We start from the raw sequence: 18,354 nt of genomic DNA on the forward strand, positions 1-18,354 counted from the left end.
TATGTCTACACGCTATCAACGCTCTGAAGAGTTATTGGAACGCGCCCTTAAAACGATCCCGCTCGGCTCGCAGACTTTCAGCAAGAGCAAAACCCAGTTTCCATTGGGTGTTTCGCCGTACTTTATTCAACGCGGCAAGGGTAGCCATGTATGGGATGTGGATGGAAATGAATACATCGACTTCATCAGCAGTCTGGCGTCGATCACGCTCGGCTACAACGACGAGGACGTGACCAATGCGGTCAAGGCGCAGTTGGACGAGGGCGTCATTTTCAGCCTGCCGCATCAGATTGAAATGCAGGTCGCGGAGAAAATTTGCGAAATCGTGCCTTGCGCCGAGATGGTGCGTTTCGGCAAGAATGGTTCCGATGCGACCTCCGGCGCCATCCGTGTGGCGCGTGCTTACACCAACCGCGAACATGTGGCCGTGTGCGGCTACCATGGCTGGCAGGACTGGTACATCGGTTCGACCGCGCGCAACCGCGGCGTTCCCGTTGCCACGCGCGAACTCACGCATACCTTTGCGTACAATGACCTGGCATCGCTGGAAAAGCTGTTTGCCGACTTCCCCGAGCAGATCTCGGCCGTGATCCTCGAACCGATGAATGTGTACGCACCAAAGGAAGGATTCCTCGAGGGCGTCAAGGCACTGGCCCACAAGCACGGCGCGTTGCTGATCTTTGATGAAACCATCACCGGCTTCCGCTACGCCAATGGTGGTGCGCAAGAGCTGTTTGGCGTCACGCCCGACCTTGCCACGTTCGGCAAGGGCCTGGCAAATGGCTACCCGGTATCTGCCATCGCCGGCCGCGCCGATGTCATGAAGCTCATGGAAGAAATCTTCTTCTCGTTCACCTTCGGTGGCGAAACGCTGTCGCTGGCAGCGGCCTTGGCGACGATGGAGAAATTACAGCGCGAACCTGTCGTGGCGACGATCAAGAAGCAGGGGCAGAAAATTATCGACCGCCTCAATGCCATCATCGAGACGAATGCGGCACAGCACATCATGAGCGTTGCCGGCCATCCGAGCTGGAGTTTCGTGCTGATCAAGGATGCTGCTCCGTACACGCAATGGCATATCAAGACCTTGTTCATGCAAGAAATGTTGGCGCGCGGCATTCTGACGTTCGGTACACATAACGTCAACTACAGCCATAGCGACAGCGATCTCGAGAAGCTGTTTGCGGCTTATGAAGAAGTCGTGCCGATGCTGGTTAGCGCCGTCAAGGATGGAACGCTGGAAGGTTTGCTGCGCTGCAAACCCTTGGAACCACTATTCAAGGTGCGATGAGTAGCTCCGTTGTCATTCGCGTCGATGCTTCCGTACAGATGGGGAGCGGTCACGTCATGCGCTGTACAACCTTGGCGAAAGAGCTCCGGTCGCGTGGCGCATCCGTCACCTTTATTTGCCGAAAACTGCCCGGTAACTATATCAACTGGCTGGTGTCGAATGACTTCGAGGTGATTGCATTGCCCGCGCCTGTGGATGACAAGGTGGTCACGGCCAGTCAGGTTGGGCATTTTTCCTGGCTGGGTGTGTCTCTGGAGCAAGAAATTGCGGATGTGTGCGAGGCTTTGTCACATAGGCCGGTGCATGACTGCCTGATTGTCGATCATTACGCGCTTGATGAGCAGTGGGAACGCGTGGCGAGATCATTCGCAAACACGATCATGGTCGTCGATGATCTTGCTGATCGCCGGCATGACTGCGATATTTTGTTGGACCAGAATTTTTATCTGGGCATGCAGCAGCGCTACGATCATTTGTTGCCTTTGTCGTGCAAGAAGCTCCTGGGTCCAGCGTATGCCTTGCTGCGCCAGGAGTTCGTGGTGCAGCAATCCCACGTCAGGCCGCGAGACGCCGCTGTGCAGCGCGTCCTGGTGTTCTTTGGCGGCATAGATGCCGACAACTACACGGCGCCCGCCATTGCCGCACTGGCGCGTGCCGCCAGGCCGGAAGTGCAGGTCGATGTCGTGATTGGTGCGCAACATCCGGCGCGTGCGGCGATCGAAGCCAGCTGCATGCAACATGGCTATGAATGCCACGTGCAAACCTCGCGCATGGCCGAATTGATGGCGCAAGCCGATTTGGCGATGGGAGCAGGCGGTACTGCTACCTGGGAACGTTGCTGTCTTGGTTTGCCAGCTTTGACCGTTTGCGTCGCGGAAAATCAGCGGCAACTGGTCAATGACGCGGCGCACGCCGGCTTCATTTATGCTCCGCGCATCGAGCTTGGCGATACCTTGGAAGAGACCTTCTTGCGCCATTATCTGGCATTGCTGGATAATCCGGGTTTGCGTAATTTCCTGTCGCGCCGCAGTCTCGAGATTGTCGATGGCCGTGGTGCTGCGCGCGTGGCCCGCTTGATGGGGAGCAATGCCATCGCATTGCGCCTTGCCACTGCAGGGGATTCGGCGGCCTTGATGGCCTGGCGTAACGATGATGCAATCCGTGCTGTGTCGCGCAATACGGCGCCGATCACGGCGGAGAATCATCAACGCTGGTTTGATGCTGTGTTAAGCGATGCGCAGCGCATTTTGCTGATTGGACACCACGCCGATGGCCACGCTGCAGGCGTGGTGCGGTTTGATGTGCGTGACGATAGCGCCGAAGTATCGATTTACCTGGTTCCCGGCACGAAGCAACGGGGCTTGGGTGCAGAGTTGCTGGCAAGTGCCGAGCAATGGCTGCGAACAGCGCGTTCTGATATCAAGATAATAAGGGCCGAGGTGCTGGGCGATAACCAGCCTTCGCACCGCCTGTTCCTGGCTGCATCGTATGTCAGGGATTCCACATGCTATTTTAAGAAGGTGAACTAAAAATATGACTGATTCGATAAAAATCGGCAATCGCCTGATCGGCAAAAACCATCCGCCATTCGTGATCGCGGAAATGTCCGGCAATCACAATCAATCGCTGGAACGCGCGCTGGAAATTGTTGAGGCTGCGGCCAGGACAGGTGCGCATGCGCTGAAAATTCAGACCTATACGCCAGATACCATGACGCTGGATCTGGATGAGCGGGAATTTCACATCAGCGATCCCAAGAGCCTGTGGGCCGGCACATCGTTGTACAAGCTGTACGGTGAAGCGTACACGCCTTGGGAATGGCACGCACCGATCTTCCAGCGCGCGCGTGAACTGGGCATGATCCCGTTCAGCACACCGTTTGACGACACGGCAGTCGACTTCCTGGAAACGCTGGACATGGACTGCTACAAGATTGCCTCGTTTGAAAACACCGACTTGCCGTTGATACGCCGCGTGGCAGCCACTGGCAAGCCAGTGATTATTTCCACGGGCATGGCAACCGTTGCCGAGCTAGACGAAACCGTGCGCGCAGCGCGCGAGGCCGGTTGCCGCGATTTGATCCTGCTCAAATGCACCAGCACTTATCCTGCCACGGCCGCGAATACGAATATCCTGACGATTCCTCATTTGCGTGAATTATTCGGCTGTGAAGTCGGCCTGTCCGATCACACCATGGGTGTGGGCGTGTCGGTGGCCAGCGTGGCGCTGGGCGCCAGCGTGGTGGAAAAACACTTCACCTTGAGCCGTGCCGACGGCGGCGTCGATAGCACGTTCTCGATGGAACCGGCTGAAATGGCGCAACTGGTGGTAGAGACCGAGCGTGCCTGGCAAGCGCTGGGTCACGTTGCTTACGGTCCGACCGCAGCCGAGATGAAATCGCTGCAATTCCGTCGTTCGCTGTATGTTTCGCAAGATATCAAGGCGGGCGAGATGTTAACGAAGGAAAATCTGCGTGCAATCCGTCCTGGCTTGGGGCTGCCGACCAAGTTCATGGACGTTTTCCTGGGCAAGTGCGTGACCAGCGATGTGCCGCGCGGTACGCCCCTGTCCTGGGACCTGATCGGTTAAGCATCGCGTTCGCCATGCCCGTATGGGCCTGATGCCTGATGCCTGCTTCTGTTGCCAGCATCAGGCAGGATAGCCGTTATCCATCGATAAAGTAGAAGATTTTTAAAAGAGTAAGATTATGAATGTGACTGTCATTGGCACGGGGTATGTTGGCTTGGTCAGCGGTACCTGTTTTGCGGAAGTCGGCAACAATGTGCTGTGCCTGGACCTGGACGCGGAGAAGATCCGTATCCTGAATGAAGGCGGCATCCCAATTTTTGAGCCGCATCTGCTGGAAATGGTACAGCGCAATATCGCCGCCGGCCGCCTGCAGTTCACCACCGACGTCAAGAAGGCTGTTGATCATGCTTCGGTGCAATTTATTGCTGTCGGCACGCCGCCAGATGAAGATGGCTCGGCCGATCTGAAGTATGTGCTCGCGGCAGCGCGCAGCATCGGTCAGCACATGCAGGGTTACAAGGTGATTGTCGACAAATCGACGGTGCCGGTAGGCACGGCCAGCAAGGTGGCAGCCGTTGTGGCAGAAGAATTGGCATTGCGTTCCGCCGATATCGGCTACAGCGTAGTGTCCAATCCGGAATTCCTGAAGGAAGGCGCTGCCATCGACGATTTCATGCGTCCCGACCGTATCGTCGTCGGCGCCGATGATGAACAGGCTATCCACCTGATGCGCGAGTTGTATGCGCCGTTCCAGCGCAACCATGAGCGCCTGATCATCATGGATGTGAAGTCGGCCGAACTGACCAAGTATGCAGCGAACGCGATGCTGGCGACGCGTATTTCCTTTATGAACGAGCTGGCCGATTTGTCCGAGCGCCTCGGCGCCGATATCGAGTCGGTGCGCCTGGGCATGGGTTCCGATCCCCGCATCGGTTATCACTTCCTGTATCCCGGTTGCGGCTACGGCGGTTCCTGTTTCCCCAAAGATGTGAAGGCGCTCATCGGTACCGCCAAGGAACACCAGCAGGATCTGCAGATATTGAATGCCGTGGAATCGGTCAACAATGCTCAAAAGCATGTGCTGACAAAGAAGATCAAGGCCCGTTTTGGCGCCACCCTGAAGGGCATGCGTTTCGCCATCTGGGGCCTGGCCTTCAAGCCGAATACGGATGACATGCGTGAAGCGCCAAGCCGTGAACTGATCGCCGATTTGCTGGCGGCAGGTGCCGTGGTGAGCGCATACGATCCCGTGTCCTTGCATGAGGCCAAGCGAATTTATGCTGGGCAAGATGGAATTACTTTTGCGGAATCGCATCAGGACGCCCTGGATGGCGCCGACGCCTTGGTAATCGTGACTGAGTGGAAAGAATTCCGCAGCCCTGATTTTGCTGCGATCAAGGAAAAATTGAAAACGCCGGTGATTTTCGACGGACGGAATATTTACGACCCGGCGACGGTGCTTGCGCATGGCTTTGAGTATTTCCCGATTGGCCGCCGGGCATAGCAGCGGCTCAGGCGAAGCGTGCCGGCTCCGTGCTGGCTGCCGCACCGCCGCATATTGATATGGGCGCTTGACCGCCAAACCTGCCGAATAGGCAAACTTTTAAAAGTATATTGCGATGAAAAAAATTCTAGTAAGCGGCGGCGCCGGTTTCCTTGGCTCACATTTGTGTGAGGAATTGATCAGGACTGGAAATGATGTCTTGTGCGTCGATAATTTCTTTACGGGCAGCAAGCGCAACATCGCGCATTTGATGACCAATCCGTATTTCGAAGTGATGCGCCACGACGTCACCTTTCCTTTGTATGTAGAAGTTGAGCAAATCTACAATCTGGCATGCCCGGCCTCGCCCGTGCACTACCAGTTCGATCCCGTGCAAACGACGAAGACCAGCGTGCATGGCGCCATTAACATGCTGGGATTGGCAAAGCGCCTGCAAGCGCGCATCCTGCAAGCATCGACGTCGGAAGTGTATGGCGATCCGGAAGTGCATCCGCAACCGGAAGAGTACTGGGGCCGCGTGAATCCGGTGGGCATCCGTAGTTGCTACGACGAAGGCAAGCGCTGTGCTGAAACCTTGTTCTTCGATTACTGGCGTCAGCACGCTTTGCTGATCAAAGTGGTGCGCATCTTCAATACCTATGGCCCGCGCATGCATCCGAACGATGGCCGCGTCGTCAGCAATTTTATCGTGCAGGCAATTCGCGGCGAAGACATCACCATCTATGGCGAAGGCCAGCAAACTCGCAGCTTCTGCTATGTCGATGACTTGATCAATGTAATGGTGCGCATGATGAATTCGCCCGACGATTTCACCGGCCCGGTGAATATCGGCAACCCTTGTGAATACACGATGCTGGAACTGGCCGAAATGGTCTTGAAGCTGACGGGTTCGACCAGCAAACTGGTCTTCAAACCCCTGCCATCGGACGATCCGAAACAGCGTCAGCCAAACATTGCGCTGGCCAAGGAAAAGCTGGGCTGGGAACCGAAGGTCAGCCTGGAAGACGGCTTGACGCGCACTATCGAGTATTTCAAGAAGGAATTAAGTTTATAACCAGGAATTCCAGGGAGGGGGCGTAATGGCAAGCCTTCCTGGCGACCTCGGTAATTTTTTCTGATGCATGCCTTTGGGAGCATAAATGGCGGTAGCAAAATTGATGCAATTGGCTGGATCATTCAAGAAAAATCCAGGATATGTGGCGATGCGTAGTATTGCTCGTTTCAGACTGGTACGGCATGTGGTGAAGGCCGGACGGCACTATGCGCAAAAAAATGCTTGGGAGAAATACAAGCAACAGTTGCGCGCCGCTCTGCCCAATAGCGTTTTTGCCAATTGTGATCCGGATGCTTTTGTAGCAGAGTTGCGGCGCGATGGTGTCGCTTTTGGCCTGGCCTTGCCGCCGGCCTTGCTGGCGGAGATTTGCGCGTATACCGATCAAGCGTCATGTTATGCGGACCGTGAACCTGAAAAAGGCTTTATGGCGCAGCAACGGGGTGATGCGGAAGCGCACCTGGGCAAGCCGGTATTGGTGGCGCAATACCTGAACACAGAAAAAAATTGCCCGGCGATAGAACAGTTGCGTAATGATCCATTCCTGTTGTTAGTTGCCGCCGAGTATTTGGGAAGCATACCGACGCACGTCGGAACAAATTGCTGGTGGACCTTCCCTGTAGATGCCTCTGCGGAGGATAGGGTGCGCCATGCGCATGTATTTCATAGCGACCTGGATGATTTCAGTTTCTTCAAGTTCTTTTTCTATCTGAGCGACGTTGAAAATGATGGGGCGCATGTCTGCGTGCCAGGATCGCATACGCGTCCGCCACGTTTGAGCTTGCGTGACCATTTCCTGGTTCGACGCTGGCGCGATCAGGAAATTGAACAGTTTTATGGTGAAGAGAATATCCTGAGCATTAACGGCAAGGCCGGTACCGGATTTGCGGAGGATACGTATTGCATGCATAAAGGCAGTACGCCCATGCATCAGCCACGATTGCTGCTGCAGATGCAGTTCGCCTTGTTCGATTACGGCGTTCAGCACGACAATGTCGCGCCGAACAGGCTGAAACAGATTGCGGATGTGAATTGTTGAATATAGCTGCTCGCACCAGATCAATGACGGCGCGCATCATTGCGCACCTGAAATATACACCCATACTTGGTTTTGCAGCCATGCTCGGCCTGGTGCGGATAGGTATTTACGCCAAACTGCTGGACGTTGCTGAGTTTGGACTGCTGTCCAAGGCGCTGTTGATATCCGGATTCTTCTGTGTGGCTGGCAGCTTTGGTTTTCAAATACTGGCGCAGCGTGATTTACCTAGCGTATTTGCGCATCACCGCTATCGCCATGGCCTGGTGATATTGGGCAAGGCCGGCATGATTACATCGATGGCGGCATTGTTGCTGTGTTTTCTGCCGTTGTTGCGTTTTGTTCCGCTGCAAGTCAGTGCGCTGGTTTTTTTGATTGCAGTCCTACATGGTTGGGCTTTGCAGAATTTCATGCTGCTGGTATTGGACAGCCGTAGCCGGCTGGAAATGATCCCTTACTCCATGCATATTCTGTCGAGAACAGTTTTCTCTATGGTACTGGCTAGTGTCATCGCATTGCTGGGGGGAGGCGGTATCGGCATCTTGTTGGGCGAGTTATTGGTGACCCTTGTCCTGGCTGGCCGGATCATGCAGAAGTTATTGTCTGCTGCCCATTTTTCGTGGGGTATTTTCCTACGTTTGTGCAAGAAGGGATTTACGCGTAAAGAGTGGTCTGTCGCGGGAATATTGTTGTTGGGGACGACATTGGCTTTCCTGAGCAGCAGTGCCGATCGGTGGATCGCTGCCGATGCCCTGAGTGCCAAACAATTCGGTTTGTATTCATTTTCGTGGATACCCTTGGTGGCTGCCATGTCGATACAGAGCTTGTTGAATGCCGGCTTGTTTCCACTCATTGCGCAGCGGCGGGTTGCCGGATCGGACGGAAAAGCGCTGCGCGTCACAGCCATGGTTTCAATTGGTTTATTGCTGTTTTCATTTGCGGCAGCATTTTTGGCGAACTACCTGATTGCCTGGATTATTCCGAAATGGTATGGGCAATATACTGAGGCGTTGCCTTTGTTCCTGCCTTTACTGTTGGCCGCTGCCTTCAGGGTATCGGATTTTTGGTCAAGCTACTTGATCATCGTGCATCGGCACATTAGTTTGCTGGTCACGCAATCTTTTTTGATTTTGACGGCATTCCTGTATTGCCGTTATGGCTTGCAGGGTACTGATTGGATGAGCGACCCATATAATTTCACTTTGCTGGCCTTATTTTTGGCAGTGGGAAACTATATTGTGAATGCTGTTGTTGCATTTTTTGCAGGATATAAGGTTGGTTCGTGAAAAAAATAAAAAGAATTTTCGAGCTTTCACCGTTCTGGCGCTGGTGGAGCTGTTTTTTCTGGGCGCGTCAGCGTGTCCGGTTGCATCCGTCTGTCCGTATTGAAGGTAGTGCTGCCCGTCTGCGGATTGGTCATTCCACAAAAATTGGCGCTGCTTCTGTGCTGGAGATCGGACCTGCATCTCGGGTCGCGATCGGCTCTCATTGCTGGTTTTATCGTGATATTGAAATACGCAGCAATGGCGTCCTGTCGATCGGTAGCAGGACCACGCTGCAAAAAGGTGTGACTTTGAATGGCAATGTCAGAATCGGTGCGAACTGCATATTGGCACCGAATATCTTCATTTCTTCGGGTACGCATATTTTTGACCGTTGGCCAGGCTTGCCGATTCAATGGCAGGAACAGTTTTTTCACGAAGGTGTCGCAGCTCCTGCGGGCGCCAGGCTGGCTAGCGATTATGACCGTCCGGTGGAGATTGGCGAGGACTGCTGGCTTGGTGTCAACGCGATGATCCTCCCAGGCGTGACGATAGGGCGGGGCTGCGTGGTGGGCGCCGGCTCCGTGGTGAGCAAATCTGTTGCGCCATACAGTATCGTGGCAGGGGTGCCCGCCAAGCCGATAGGCCAGCGGCTGATATGGCTACCGCCGGTCAACCTGGATGCGTCACAGCGTGACGCAATACCCTATTTATATGAGGGGTTCGATTGCCAGTTACAGGCGCAGATGCTGGTCGCGCGCATGGGTGAACGTACCAGGATTGCGCTATCGTCAGAAGTTGCGGCCAGCCTTAGGATGAAGCTGCATGCTGCTGCAGGTGGGCGTTTGCGTCTGGGTGAACATGAGCAGGATTTGGTCGCTGGTGACAACCTGCTGTCTTTCCCTGTTACGCAGGCGACGGGGCAGAGTTACGCAGGCGCAGTCCTGTATGAGTTCATTCTGTCTGGCTCAGCCCTGAACAATAGCGTGACATTATTGTCTTGCGAATTGTCAAATTGAAATTTTATTAAAGCAGGATTTATGCCTTATAGCTTGCGTGTATTTGTAGGGGTCTGGATATTATATTTCTTGCTGGTATTACTTGCACCGGCATATTCAATGACGTCGGAAATGAATCAGGTGGTATTTTTGGATGCCGGATTTGTGGCGCTGACGTCGTTGGTGGCGGTATTGACCAATTATTTTCTTGAAAAAAAACTGCGCGTGGATAGTGGCTATTATCTGCAACAGGCACAAGGTATTTCAGATAAGTTAATTCGCTTCACTTTGTTATTGGCATTGGTCGGTTTGCTGGCGTTGATGTTCGATAAAATCCAGGTGCAACATATTGACTATAGCGGTGAGCTGGCGCGTGCTCGAGAAGAGTGGCGCGAGTTGGGCGAGGGACGCGAAGGTGTGTCATCGCCGTATAGCATGATTGGATATGCACTCTCGACCTGTTTTATCCTGACGCTCGTTCCACTCATGCTGAGCCCCAGGCTCTTGCGTCCGGCAAAGATCGGCATTGCCTTGCTTGGCTTGTTCTTCTTTTTAATGTTGAATTCGATTTTGATCGGCGGCAGGTCGATTATTTTGTTGACACTATGTTTCGCAGTGGCGTTTTATGTTATCCGCCGGGAACGCGGTGACAGGGCATATACCTTTTCAAAAAAAACAAAAATAGGTTTGCTGATATTGGGTGGGATCGCCATCATGTATATTTTCTATGTGTTCATGTCGCGCGCCAGTGCTACCCATGACGGCGTTTCTGGCGCCGAATATCTTGAGGCGATGCAAGAGTATATGGAATTGAAAACTGCGACCTGGCCGGCGCTTCTGGAAAAATCGTTTCCTGCGCTTGGGTCCCTGGTCGCATTTGGCATGTTGATCATCACTTATTTATGTCATAGCGCCTTCATCTTTGCCGAGTACTTGCAGCATCAGACTGATTATGCGGGTGATCCATTTATCCTGTTCAATCATATGCGTGGGATTTTCGCCAAACTGGGCCTGATAGGCCCTCAAAGTACCGATTGGTTCCTGGCTGGACGTTTTCCGTCTTTGCCAGGAGCATTATTTCATGATGGCGGATATGTTTTATTGTTTGTGGGGACTTTGATATTGGGTGGATTAGTTGGTGTAGCGAATTTTTTCACCAAGGCAAAGCAGATGTCGCTCATGCGTGTCGGTTTCGTCTCTTCCGTCTATACAATTCTTTTCTTGTCGCCATTGCTTTTCGCGCCGGACATCATGAGCTTCCCCTTCATCGTATTTGAATTTATCATGTTTGGCGTATTGTTTTCCAAATTCAGAATTACAAAATAAAGTAGGTGTAAAAATGCGTTTAGGTTTAGTTTCCCTGTATTCGTTCCGGCCCCATGTCGAACATTTGTATTATGTGTCGACACTGCTGAAGGAGGCCGGCCATGAATTGTTCTTTCTGACATGCGACGGTGCGCTGGACAATTGTTATGGGCGGGCCTTGAAGGGAACCTCCAAGTTGGCGGAATGTCCTACTTGCATGGCAGGCGGTATCCGTTCGTTCCCGGTTTCGCAAATCACGTCGGTCCGCGCCAAGCATCGCGTCAACTTGTCCGAAGATGAACGTAACTTATTGGCCTCATCGAGCGCATGCACCTTGCTGCGTACCGAAACGGAGGCCGATACGCATTTGCCGGACTATCTGGCGCTTAGAGAAACATTCTACAAGCCCGTCGAAACGATGTTTGGCAATGCCGCGCAATGGATCAAGAGCAATCAGCTGGATGGCGTGATTTGCTTTAATGGCAGGATGGATGGCACGCGTGCCATCACTTATGCGTGCGAACAGCTGGACATTCCTTACCTGACGATGGAACGGCCATGGTTTAGTGATGGGTTGCAATTCATCCCACAAGCTAATTGTCTATCCTTGAAAGACGTCGACCGTCTGAATATCCAGTACCGCGACGTGCCGTTGACCGCGCGCCAGGCTGGCGTGGCGGCCCAGTTAATCGCCTCGCGCTTTGTGCGCACGAATCTGAAAGAGTGGCGTGCCTATAACCTGAATGCCACCCAGGCCGACTGGCCGACCGATGCCGTTGCCGGGCCCAAGGTGTTGATACTGCCAAGCAGCCGTAATGAATTTCAGGGACACCCTGAACAGGAAAGCGGCTGGGAAAGCTATGTGGAAGGCTTTGAACTGGTGCTGGCATCGCTGGGTATTCCCGCGGCGAATGTAGTGCTGCGTTGTCATCCCAATTGGAGCGAAAAGATTGGCGTCGCCGACGGTGCCAGCTCCGAACGCTATTATGCCGACTGGGCAAAAGGCCAGGGCATCCGCTGCATCGGCGCACGCGAAACAGCCAGTACTTTTGACTTGATCCAGCAATGCGACATCTTGCTGGTCAATGGCAGCAGCGCGGCGTTTGAGGCGGGTGCCTGCGGCAAGAAAATTATTTGTCTGGGGCATTCCACGTATCAGGAAGCGGGTATCGCTGTGCATCTGGACAAGCGTAGCGAATTGCACAAGCTGCAGGCATTGGAACAGCATGAACCGCTGGATGTGATTCGCCGCACCTTGCGCTACGGCTATACGATGGCGCGCCGCTTTGCTCAATTCACGGATTTTGTCGAAGCGCTGACGCCCACGCGCTACCGCTATTTTGCGGGTGCCGACGCCGACAGGATCGTGCGCGCGTTGTGTTCCGGCATGCTCGAAGCCGACGACCCGGAAGTGGCCGCCGACGACATTAGCGAAATGGACGTGGTTGCCAAGATGCTGGACAAGAAATGGGATCAGCTGGCTGTATTCGATGAGGCAAGGCCTGTACGCCCGGAAATTGACATCGGCCGTCGCGTTGGTTTGCGCTGGCTGGACCGCGCGCGTGAAAAGTTACCTACAGGGGATTTGTGGCATGGAAAATAATAAACTGGTATCGATCATCACACCGGCCTATAACGCGGCCAGGTTTGTGGAAGAGACGATACGTTCGGCGCAAAGCCAGTCTTACCCGCACTGGGAAATGTTGATCGTCGATGATTGTTCGAAAGATGATACTTGCGCGGTCATCGAGCGCCTGGCTGCGGATGACGCACGCATTCGCCTGATTCGCCATGAAAAAAACGGTGGCGCGGCAGTGGCGCGCGAAACGGCCTTGAAGGCTGCCAGCGGCCGCTATATCGCGTTTCTCGATAGCGATGATGTGTGGCTGCCGGAAAAGCTCACGCGCCAGCTGGCTTTCATGGAAAGCACTGCGGCCCCCTTGTCCTACACCAGTTTCCGGCGCATTTCCGAGAACGGCGATAGCTGTGGCGAACCGATTGCCATCCCCTTGAGCCTCACGTATCGGCAGTTGCTGGGCAATACGGCAATCGCCACGTCCACGGCCATCATCGATCGCGAAAAGACGGGGCCATTTGCCATCACGCGCACCTATTATGATGATTTTGCCCTGTGGCTGACCGTGCTCAAGCGCGGGTTGGTCGCGCATGGCTTGCGCGAAGACCTGATGCGTTACCGTGTGGTGAATCAATCACTCTCCCGCAACAAGAGCAAGTCGGCCATGAAAGTGTGGCGTGCCTATCGCGACCTGGAAAAATTGGGCGTCCTGGCTTCGTCGTGGTATTTCGTGAACTATGCCTGGAACGCATCCAGAAAGTATCGCAATTTATAGATGGCCATTCACCCTTGCCAGCGTGAGCTGGCATCGTAGTTTTTCTTCAGGTAATTATATTGTGCAAAATAATCAAGGTGAATCCAGACACATCGCCGTCACCGGTGCAAATGGCTTTATCGGCAGGCAGTTATGCGTCCACTTGAGCGATAAGCAGCACCAGGTGCGGGCGATCGTGCGTGCGCAGGGCGCGCAGCCGGTCAAGGTAAGGCAAGTCGTCCAGGATCTGGCTGCGCTGGCGCCGGACAGCCGGGTGTTTGAGGGCTGCGATGTCGTCGTCCACCTTGCCGGGCGTGCCCATGTCTTGCACGATCAGGTGGCCGATCCGCTGGCGGAGTTTCGCAAGGTAAATGTGGAGCTGACGCGGCACCTGATCGCCGATGCGGCGCGTTGCGGCGTCAAGCGCTTCGTCTTTGTCAGCTCGATCGGCGTGAATGGGAATGCCAGCGCTGCGCATCCATTTACGGAGGCCGATGCGGCAGCTCCGCATGACTTGTACGCGATCAGCAAGCATGAAGCAGAGCAAATGATAGGGGAGCTGATTCCAGCATCCGAAATGCAATTTGTCATTGTGCGTCCGACGCTGGTTTTCGGCCCTGATGCACCGGGCAATTTTGCCTTGTTGCTCAAGCTGGCAGCAAAGTCCCTGCCATTGCCCTTTGGTAGAATCGCCGCCCGGCGCAGTTTGTTAAGCATCTGGAATCTGGTGGATTTTCTGCATGTGTGCGCCATGCATCCGGCCGCTGCAGGAGAAACATTTCTTGTGTCCGATGAGCAAAGTTTGACGCTGGGAGATATTTTCCGGCACATAGGGACGGGCATGGGAAAAAAGCAACATATATGGCCCATTCCTGCGGCCGTGGTACGGGCCGTGGCGACGCTCTGCGGGAAGCGGCAGATGTATGCGAAATTGACCGCACAATTGCTGGTAGATACAACTAAAGCAAAGTCCATTCTTGGTTGGCGCGCGCCATACAATAGTAGCGCAGCACTCGAGCGCGCGGGACGGGAATACATATCAGGGAAGATGAATGAAACGAGTATTTGATTTGGTATTGGCGTTGATCGCGTCGTTGTTGCTGCTGATTCCGGTTGGCCTGGTCGCCCTGATGGTGCGGCTGACGTCCGCGGGGCCCATCGTTTATTGGTCTGATCGTGTGGGGCGGAAAAACAAGATATTCAAGATGCCGAAGTTTCGCACCATGCGTGTCGATACTCCCGCTGTGGCGACGCATTTGCTTCCGGACCCCAAGCAATTCCTGACCCCGGTGGGTTCCTTTTTGCGCAAGTCCAGCCTCGACGAATTGCCGCAATTGTGGAGCATATTGAAGGGCGACATGAGCTTTGTGGGGCCACGTCCGGCCTTGTTCAACCAGTACGATCTGATCGAATTGCGCAGCCGCCATGGTGTCGATGGCATCTTGCCTGGCTTGACGGGATGGGCGCAAATCAATGGGCGCGATGAATTGCCTATCGTGGAGAAGGTCAAACTGGATGCCGAGTACTTGCAGCGCCGTTCGCTGGCACTGGATCTGCGCATTCTGTTCCTGACGTTCCTGAAGGTGGTGCGCCGGGATGGAGTGACCCATTGATGAATATCTCGTCCGGTTTGCCAGAGATTGTGCCTGGCAATCGCGTATCGCTCATGGCGCAGGCCAGGTGCTGCCTGGCATTGGCGCCAGCCGCTGTAGAAAAAGGAACCTTTGAATGAAGCCGATATTCAATTTTTCGCGTTTTCACAAGCAAATTGTGGCGGCGTTTGCTGATCTGTTTTTCTTGCCGCTGACTTTTTGCATTGCGATTGCATTGCGTTTCGATGGCTTGGCAAATGCCCAGTTTTCCCCCTACATTTGGCTGATCCTGGCGGCGCCGCTCGTCTCATTGCCTATTTTTATCAAATTGGGCTTGTACCGCGCAGTGATCCGCTTTATCGACTACAAGATCGTTTATGTGGTTTTTCTTGGCGTCAGTTTGTCCGTGGCCGTATTGCTGGCCATGGCCGTGTTTTTGAATGGCATGAATGGTTTGTCGCGCGGCGTTTTCGGCATTTTCTGGGTGTGCGCCATCATGTACGTGGCGGCCAGCCGTTTCCTGGCGCGCGCGTATTTTTTGTACGCTAACCGGCGTGCGGATGGCATACGCGTGGTCGTTTATGGCGCTGGCGCTTCCGGCAATCAGCTGGCCCAGGCCCTGAACCATGCTGGCGAGTACAAGGTAGTCGCTCTGATTGACGACAAGAAAGAACTGCATGGCGCCAGTATCGGCGGCATACGGGTATATGCACCCGAAGCTTTGTCTGATTTGGTGGCAAGCAAGGACATCAGCAAGGTGCTGCTTGCCATGCCGTCCCTGAGCAAGGCGCAGCAACGCCGTATTCTGGAAAAGCTGGAACCGCTGAAAATCAAGACCTTGGTGACTTCGCCGATCAAGAGCTTGATACGCGCCAGTACGCAGGTGCAGGATTTGCGCGAAATCGAAATCGAGGATTTGCTGGGGCGCGACGCGGTGGAGCCGGATCAGGACTTGATGGCTATGTGCATTTCTGGCAAGACAGTCATGGTGACTGGCGCAGGTGGTTCGATCGGCTCCGAATTGTGCCGCCAGATATTGCGTCAGCGGCCGGCTTGCCTGATTCTGTATGAAATGTCGGAATTTGCCTTGTATTCTATCGAACAAGAATTGCAAGGATTGAAAAAAATCCTGCGGGTCGAGGTGGAGTTGCTGCCGTTCCTGGGATCCGTGCTGGAAACAGCCAAGTGCGAAAGAATACTACGAACTTTCCGTGTTGAAACTTTGTATCATGCCGCTGCGTATAAACATGTGCCCTTGGTGGAGCACAATCCAATAGAAGGTATACGTAACAATGCATTGGGAACGCTGAGCATGGCGCGTGCTGCGATCGATGCCCAGGTGAAGCGTTTTGTACTCATTTCTACAGACAAGGCCGTTCGTCCAACCAATGTGATGGGCTCCACCAAACGGCTGGCAGAGCTGATTTTGCAGGCATTTGCCCGTAAACAGGACAAGACGCGGTTTTGTATGGTTCGTTTTGGCAATGTACTGGGATCGTCTGGCTCGGTTGTGCCCTTGTTCCGCAAACAGATTATGGCGGGCGGGCCGATTACGATCACGCATCCGGAAATCACGCGTTATTTCATGACAATTCCCGAGGCCGCGCAGCTGGTATTGCAGGCGGGTGCCATGGGACAGGGGGGAGATGTTTTTGTTCTGGATATGGGTGACCCTGTCAAGATCGTCGACCTGGCCAAGCGCATGGTGCATTTGAGTGGACTGGAAGTCAAAAGTGAACAGGCGCCCGATGGCACCATCGAAATTCATCATGTTGGTTTGCGTCCAGGCGAAAAGCTGTATGAGGAATTGTTGATTGGAGACAATGTTGAAGGTACAGATCATCCGTTGATCATGCGTGCGCGCGAGGTTGAAATCCCCTGGGCAAAGCTGGAAGGTATGCTGAGCGCATTGACGATGGCATGCGATCAGTTTGACCAGGCCGCCGTACGAACGTTGTTGCTGGAAATCGTTACCGAATATGAGCCGCAGTGCGGCATCGAGGACTGGGTCTGGAATGCCCAGCGGACTGCGCAATCCAATAGCCCGGTCGTGGTGATGGCGCGCCAGGCCAATGCAGACTGATGGTCAGATAATTGCTTTTATTTTTGATGTACTTATTACTTAAAGAAGAATCATGGACAAATTGGTAGAAATGAAACAAGCGCCAGAGCAGCAAGGTGCGCCTGAATTTTCCTTGACGGAGGTACTGATCGTTTTATGGAAAGGCCGTAAATTGATCGTGGGCGGTACGGTGGTCGTGATGATATTGTGCGTATTATTTACCTTGTATACGGCAACGTACAAAAGCGAGGGCTTTTACCAGTTTGGCGGTGCAATTCCGGTACTGAAAGAACAGGTCAATGGTGAAAGAGACAAGGATAAAGAGAAAGAAAAAGAAAAAGAAAAGGAGCCACCTCCAGGTATCGCGCTGGGCGACTATAAGCGCTATGTGGCGGCATTAAGCAGTAGTGGTCGCTTTGACGACTATATGCAACAAGTTAAGCTGAACAATGACCCTACGGTGCAAGAGTTACGCCATACGCTGATCGTGCGCAACAATTTTTCCAAATTTCTGGAGCCGATTTATCCGATGACCAAGCTCGATGCCAAGGAGTTGATGGATACAGCCAAGGATATCAGCAATAATGTTATCGGTTTGCGTATCAGTTACGAGGCGACGACGCCTCAGGATGGGCAACGTATGGTTGCCCTGCTGGGCCGTTATACGATGGATAGTGTGATTTACCTGGTATATTCCGACTTCTTGCGTTCTAAACACCTGGATTTGACGAGCAAGATTACCAAGCTTGATAATGAGATTATCAGCAACAAAGAGAAGCTGGAAAGTTTTGCCCGTAAAGGCGATACCTTGAGAAAAATTGTTTCGCGCTATCCTGATGCTGCGGGGCAGGGAAGCCGCCAGGTGGTCAGCGTGACCGAGGACAATGCGCGTTATCTGTCGCCATCGACGCAGTTGATGTCAACCGAGGTAGATGCCTTGATGGCAAACGAAGCAATTCTCAAGGCGCTGCGTGAACAAAAGCAAAATCTCATATTGCGCGAATACTATGATGGCGCCAAGGTTGTGCTCGATAGCAATAAGTCCGGCGAGGCGGTCTTGCGTTCGCTCGAATCGATCAAGGAAAATGTCTTCAAGAAGAGGGACTTGAATGATGAGTCAGTCAAGGAGGTGTTCAATACGATTACGGTCGATAATCAGAAAGCCACGGCCGTCTATCTGGAAAAGAGCCGCTTTATTGCGGGACCCACCTTGCCAGAAAGCCGCACCAGCCGCTTGTCGAATAGCTTGCTGGCGGGTTTTCTGACCGGTCTGGCGTTCTTCTCGTTGTTGGTGTTCGGCCGTAGCTGGTGGCGGGCAAACCGGTTGAAGTTGGCTGACTAACTGTCGTCACAATGACCGCCATGTGCTGGCGGAATGGAAATGCCCATCCTGG

15 protein-coding genes are annotated in these 18,354 nt (G+C 53.6%); all 15 read left to right on the plus strand.

Going from position 1 to position 18,354, the window contains the following annotated elements; genetic code table 11:
* Nucleotide 1 precedes the first annotated feature (1 nt).
* The 15 genes from AC07X6_RS19040 (at nucleotide 2) to AC07X6_RS19110 (ending at nucleotide 18,302) form a co-directional block, all read left to right on the plus strand.
* Nucleotides 2-1,291 carry an aminotransferase class III-fold pyridoxal phosphate-dependent enzyme gene (locus tag AC07X6_RS19040; protein WP_230539898.1) on the plus strand — a complete coding sequence of 430 codons (1,290 nt, stop codon included), beginning with the start codon at nucleotides 2-4 and terminating at the stop codon, nucleotides 1,289-1,291.
* Nucleotides 1,288-2,820 carry a UDP-2,4-diacetamido-2,4,6-trideoxy-beta-L-altropyranose hydrolase gene (gene pseG, locus AC07X6_RS19045; RefSeq protein WP_494792019.1) on the plus strand — a complete coding sequence of 511 codons (1,533 nt, stop codon included), beginning with the start codon at nucleotides 1,288-1,290 and terminating at the stop codon, nucleotides 2,818-2,820. Before AC07X6_RS19040 ends, pseG begins: the two co-directional genes overlap by 4 nt.
* A gap of 4 nt (nucleotides 2,821-2,824) precedes the next feature.
* Entirely contained in the window at nucleotides 2,825-3,880 is a 1,056-nt protein-coding gene (gene pseI, locus AC07X6_RS19050) for a pseudaminic acid synthase (RefSeq protein WP_230539896.1), read from the plus strand.
* Between the two features lie 118 nt (nucleotides 3,881-3,998).
* The gene (locus tag AC07X6_RS19055; protein WP_230539895.1) at nucleotides 3,999-5,324 is read left to right on the plus strand and encodes a UDP-glucose dehydrogenase family protein; all 1,326 of its coding nucleotides are present in this window, start codon (nucleotides 3,999-4,001) and stop codon (nucleotides 5,322-5,324) included.
* A 115-nt stretch (nucleotides 5,325-5,439) separates the two neighbouring features.
* Entirely contained in the window at nucleotides 5,440-6,378 is a 939-nt protein-coding gene (locus tag AC07X6_RS19060) for a UDP-glucuronic acid decarboxylase family protein (protein WP_230539894.1), read from the plus strand.
* A gap of 85 nt (nucleotides 6,379-6,463) precedes the next feature.
* Complete coding sequence (locus AC07X6_RS19065; RefSeq protein WP_494792020.1) at nucleotides 6,464-7,414, plus strand: phytanoyl-CoA dioxygenase family protein; 951 nt, start codon at nucleotides 6,464-6,466, stop codon at nucleotides 7,412-7,414.
* Between the two features lie 23 nt (nucleotides 7,415-7,437).
* Nucleotides 7,438-8,697 carry a polysaccharide biosynthesis protein gene (locus AC07X6_RS19070; RefSeq protein ID WP_230539892.1) on the plus strand — a complete coding sequence of 420 codons (1,260 nt, stop codon included), beginning with the start codon at nucleotides 7,438-7,440 and terminating at the stop codon, nucleotides 8,695-8,697.
* Entirely contained in the window at nucleotides 8,694-9,692 is a 999-nt protein-coding gene (locus AC07X6_RS19075) for an acyltransferase (protein WP_474292667.1), read from the plus strand. The genes AC07X6_RS19070 and AC07X6_RS19075 overlap by 4 nt, the downstream gene beginning before the upstream one ends.
* Nucleotides 9,693-9,713: 21 nt before the next feature.
* The gene (locus tag AC07X6_RS19080; RefSeq protein WP_494792021.1) at nucleotides 9,714-10,997 is read left to right on the plus strand and encodes an oligosaccharide repeat unit polymerase; all 1,284 of its coding nucleotides are present in this window, start codon (nucleotides 9,714-9,716) and stop codon (nucleotides 10,995-10,997) included.
* A gap of 13 nt (nucleotides 10,998-11,010) precedes the next feature.
* The gene (locus tag AC07X6_RS19085) at nucleotides 11,011-12,579 is read left to right on the plus strand and encodes a capsular polysaccharide export protein, LipB/KpsS family (RefSeq protein WP_494792022.1); all 1,569 of its coding nucleotides are present in this window, start codon (nucleotides 11,011-11,013) and stop codon (nucleotides 12,577-12,579) included.
* The gene (locus AC07X6_RS19090) at nucleotides 12,569-13,327 is read left to right on the plus strand and encodes a glycosyltransferase family 2 protein (RefSeq protein WP_494792023.1); all 759 of its coding nucleotides are present in this window, start codon (nucleotides 12,569-12,571) and stop codon (nucleotides 13,325-13,327) included. The genes AC07X6_RS19085 and AC07X6_RS19090 overlap by 11 nt, the downstream gene beginning before the upstream one ends.
* A 61-nt stretch (nucleotides 13,328-13,388) precedes the next feature.
* Complete coding sequence (locus AC07X6_RS19095; RefSeq protein WP_494792024.1) at nucleotides 13,389-14,375, plus strand: NAD-dependent epimerase/dehydratase family protein; 987 nt, start codon at nucleotides 13,389-13,391, stop codon at nucleotides 14,373-14,375.
* Complete coding sequence (locus AC07X6_RS19100) at nucleotides 14,359-14,919, plus strand: sugar transferase (protein ID WP_494792025.1); 561 nt, start codon at nucleotides 14,359-14,361, stop codon at nucleotides 14,917-14,919. Before AC07X6_RS19095 ends, AC07X6_RS19100 begins: the two co-directional genes overlap by 17 nt.
* Before the next feature lie 115 nt (nucleotides 14,920-15,034).
* Nucleotides 15,035-16,981 carry a polysaccharide biosynthesis protein gene (locus AC07X6_RS19105; RefSeq protein WP_474292658.1) on the plus strand — a complete coding sequence of 649 codons (1,947 nt, stop codon included), beginning with the start codon at nucleotides 15,035-15,037 and terminating at the stop codon, nucleotides 16,979-16,981.
* A gap of 52 nt (nucleotides 16,982-17,033) precedes the next feature.
* Nucleotides 17,034-18,302 carry a GumC domain-containing protein gene (locus AC07X6_RS19110; protein WP_230539884.1) on the plus strand — a complete coding sequence of 423 codons (1,269 nt, stop codon included), beginning with the start codon at nucleotides 17,034-17,036 and terminating at the stop codon, nucleotides 18,300-18,302.
* Nucleotides 18,303-18,354 lie beyond the last annotated feature (52 nt).

The sequence above is a fragment of the Janthinobacterium sp. GW460-12-1-14-LB5 genome (assembly GCF_059423585.1).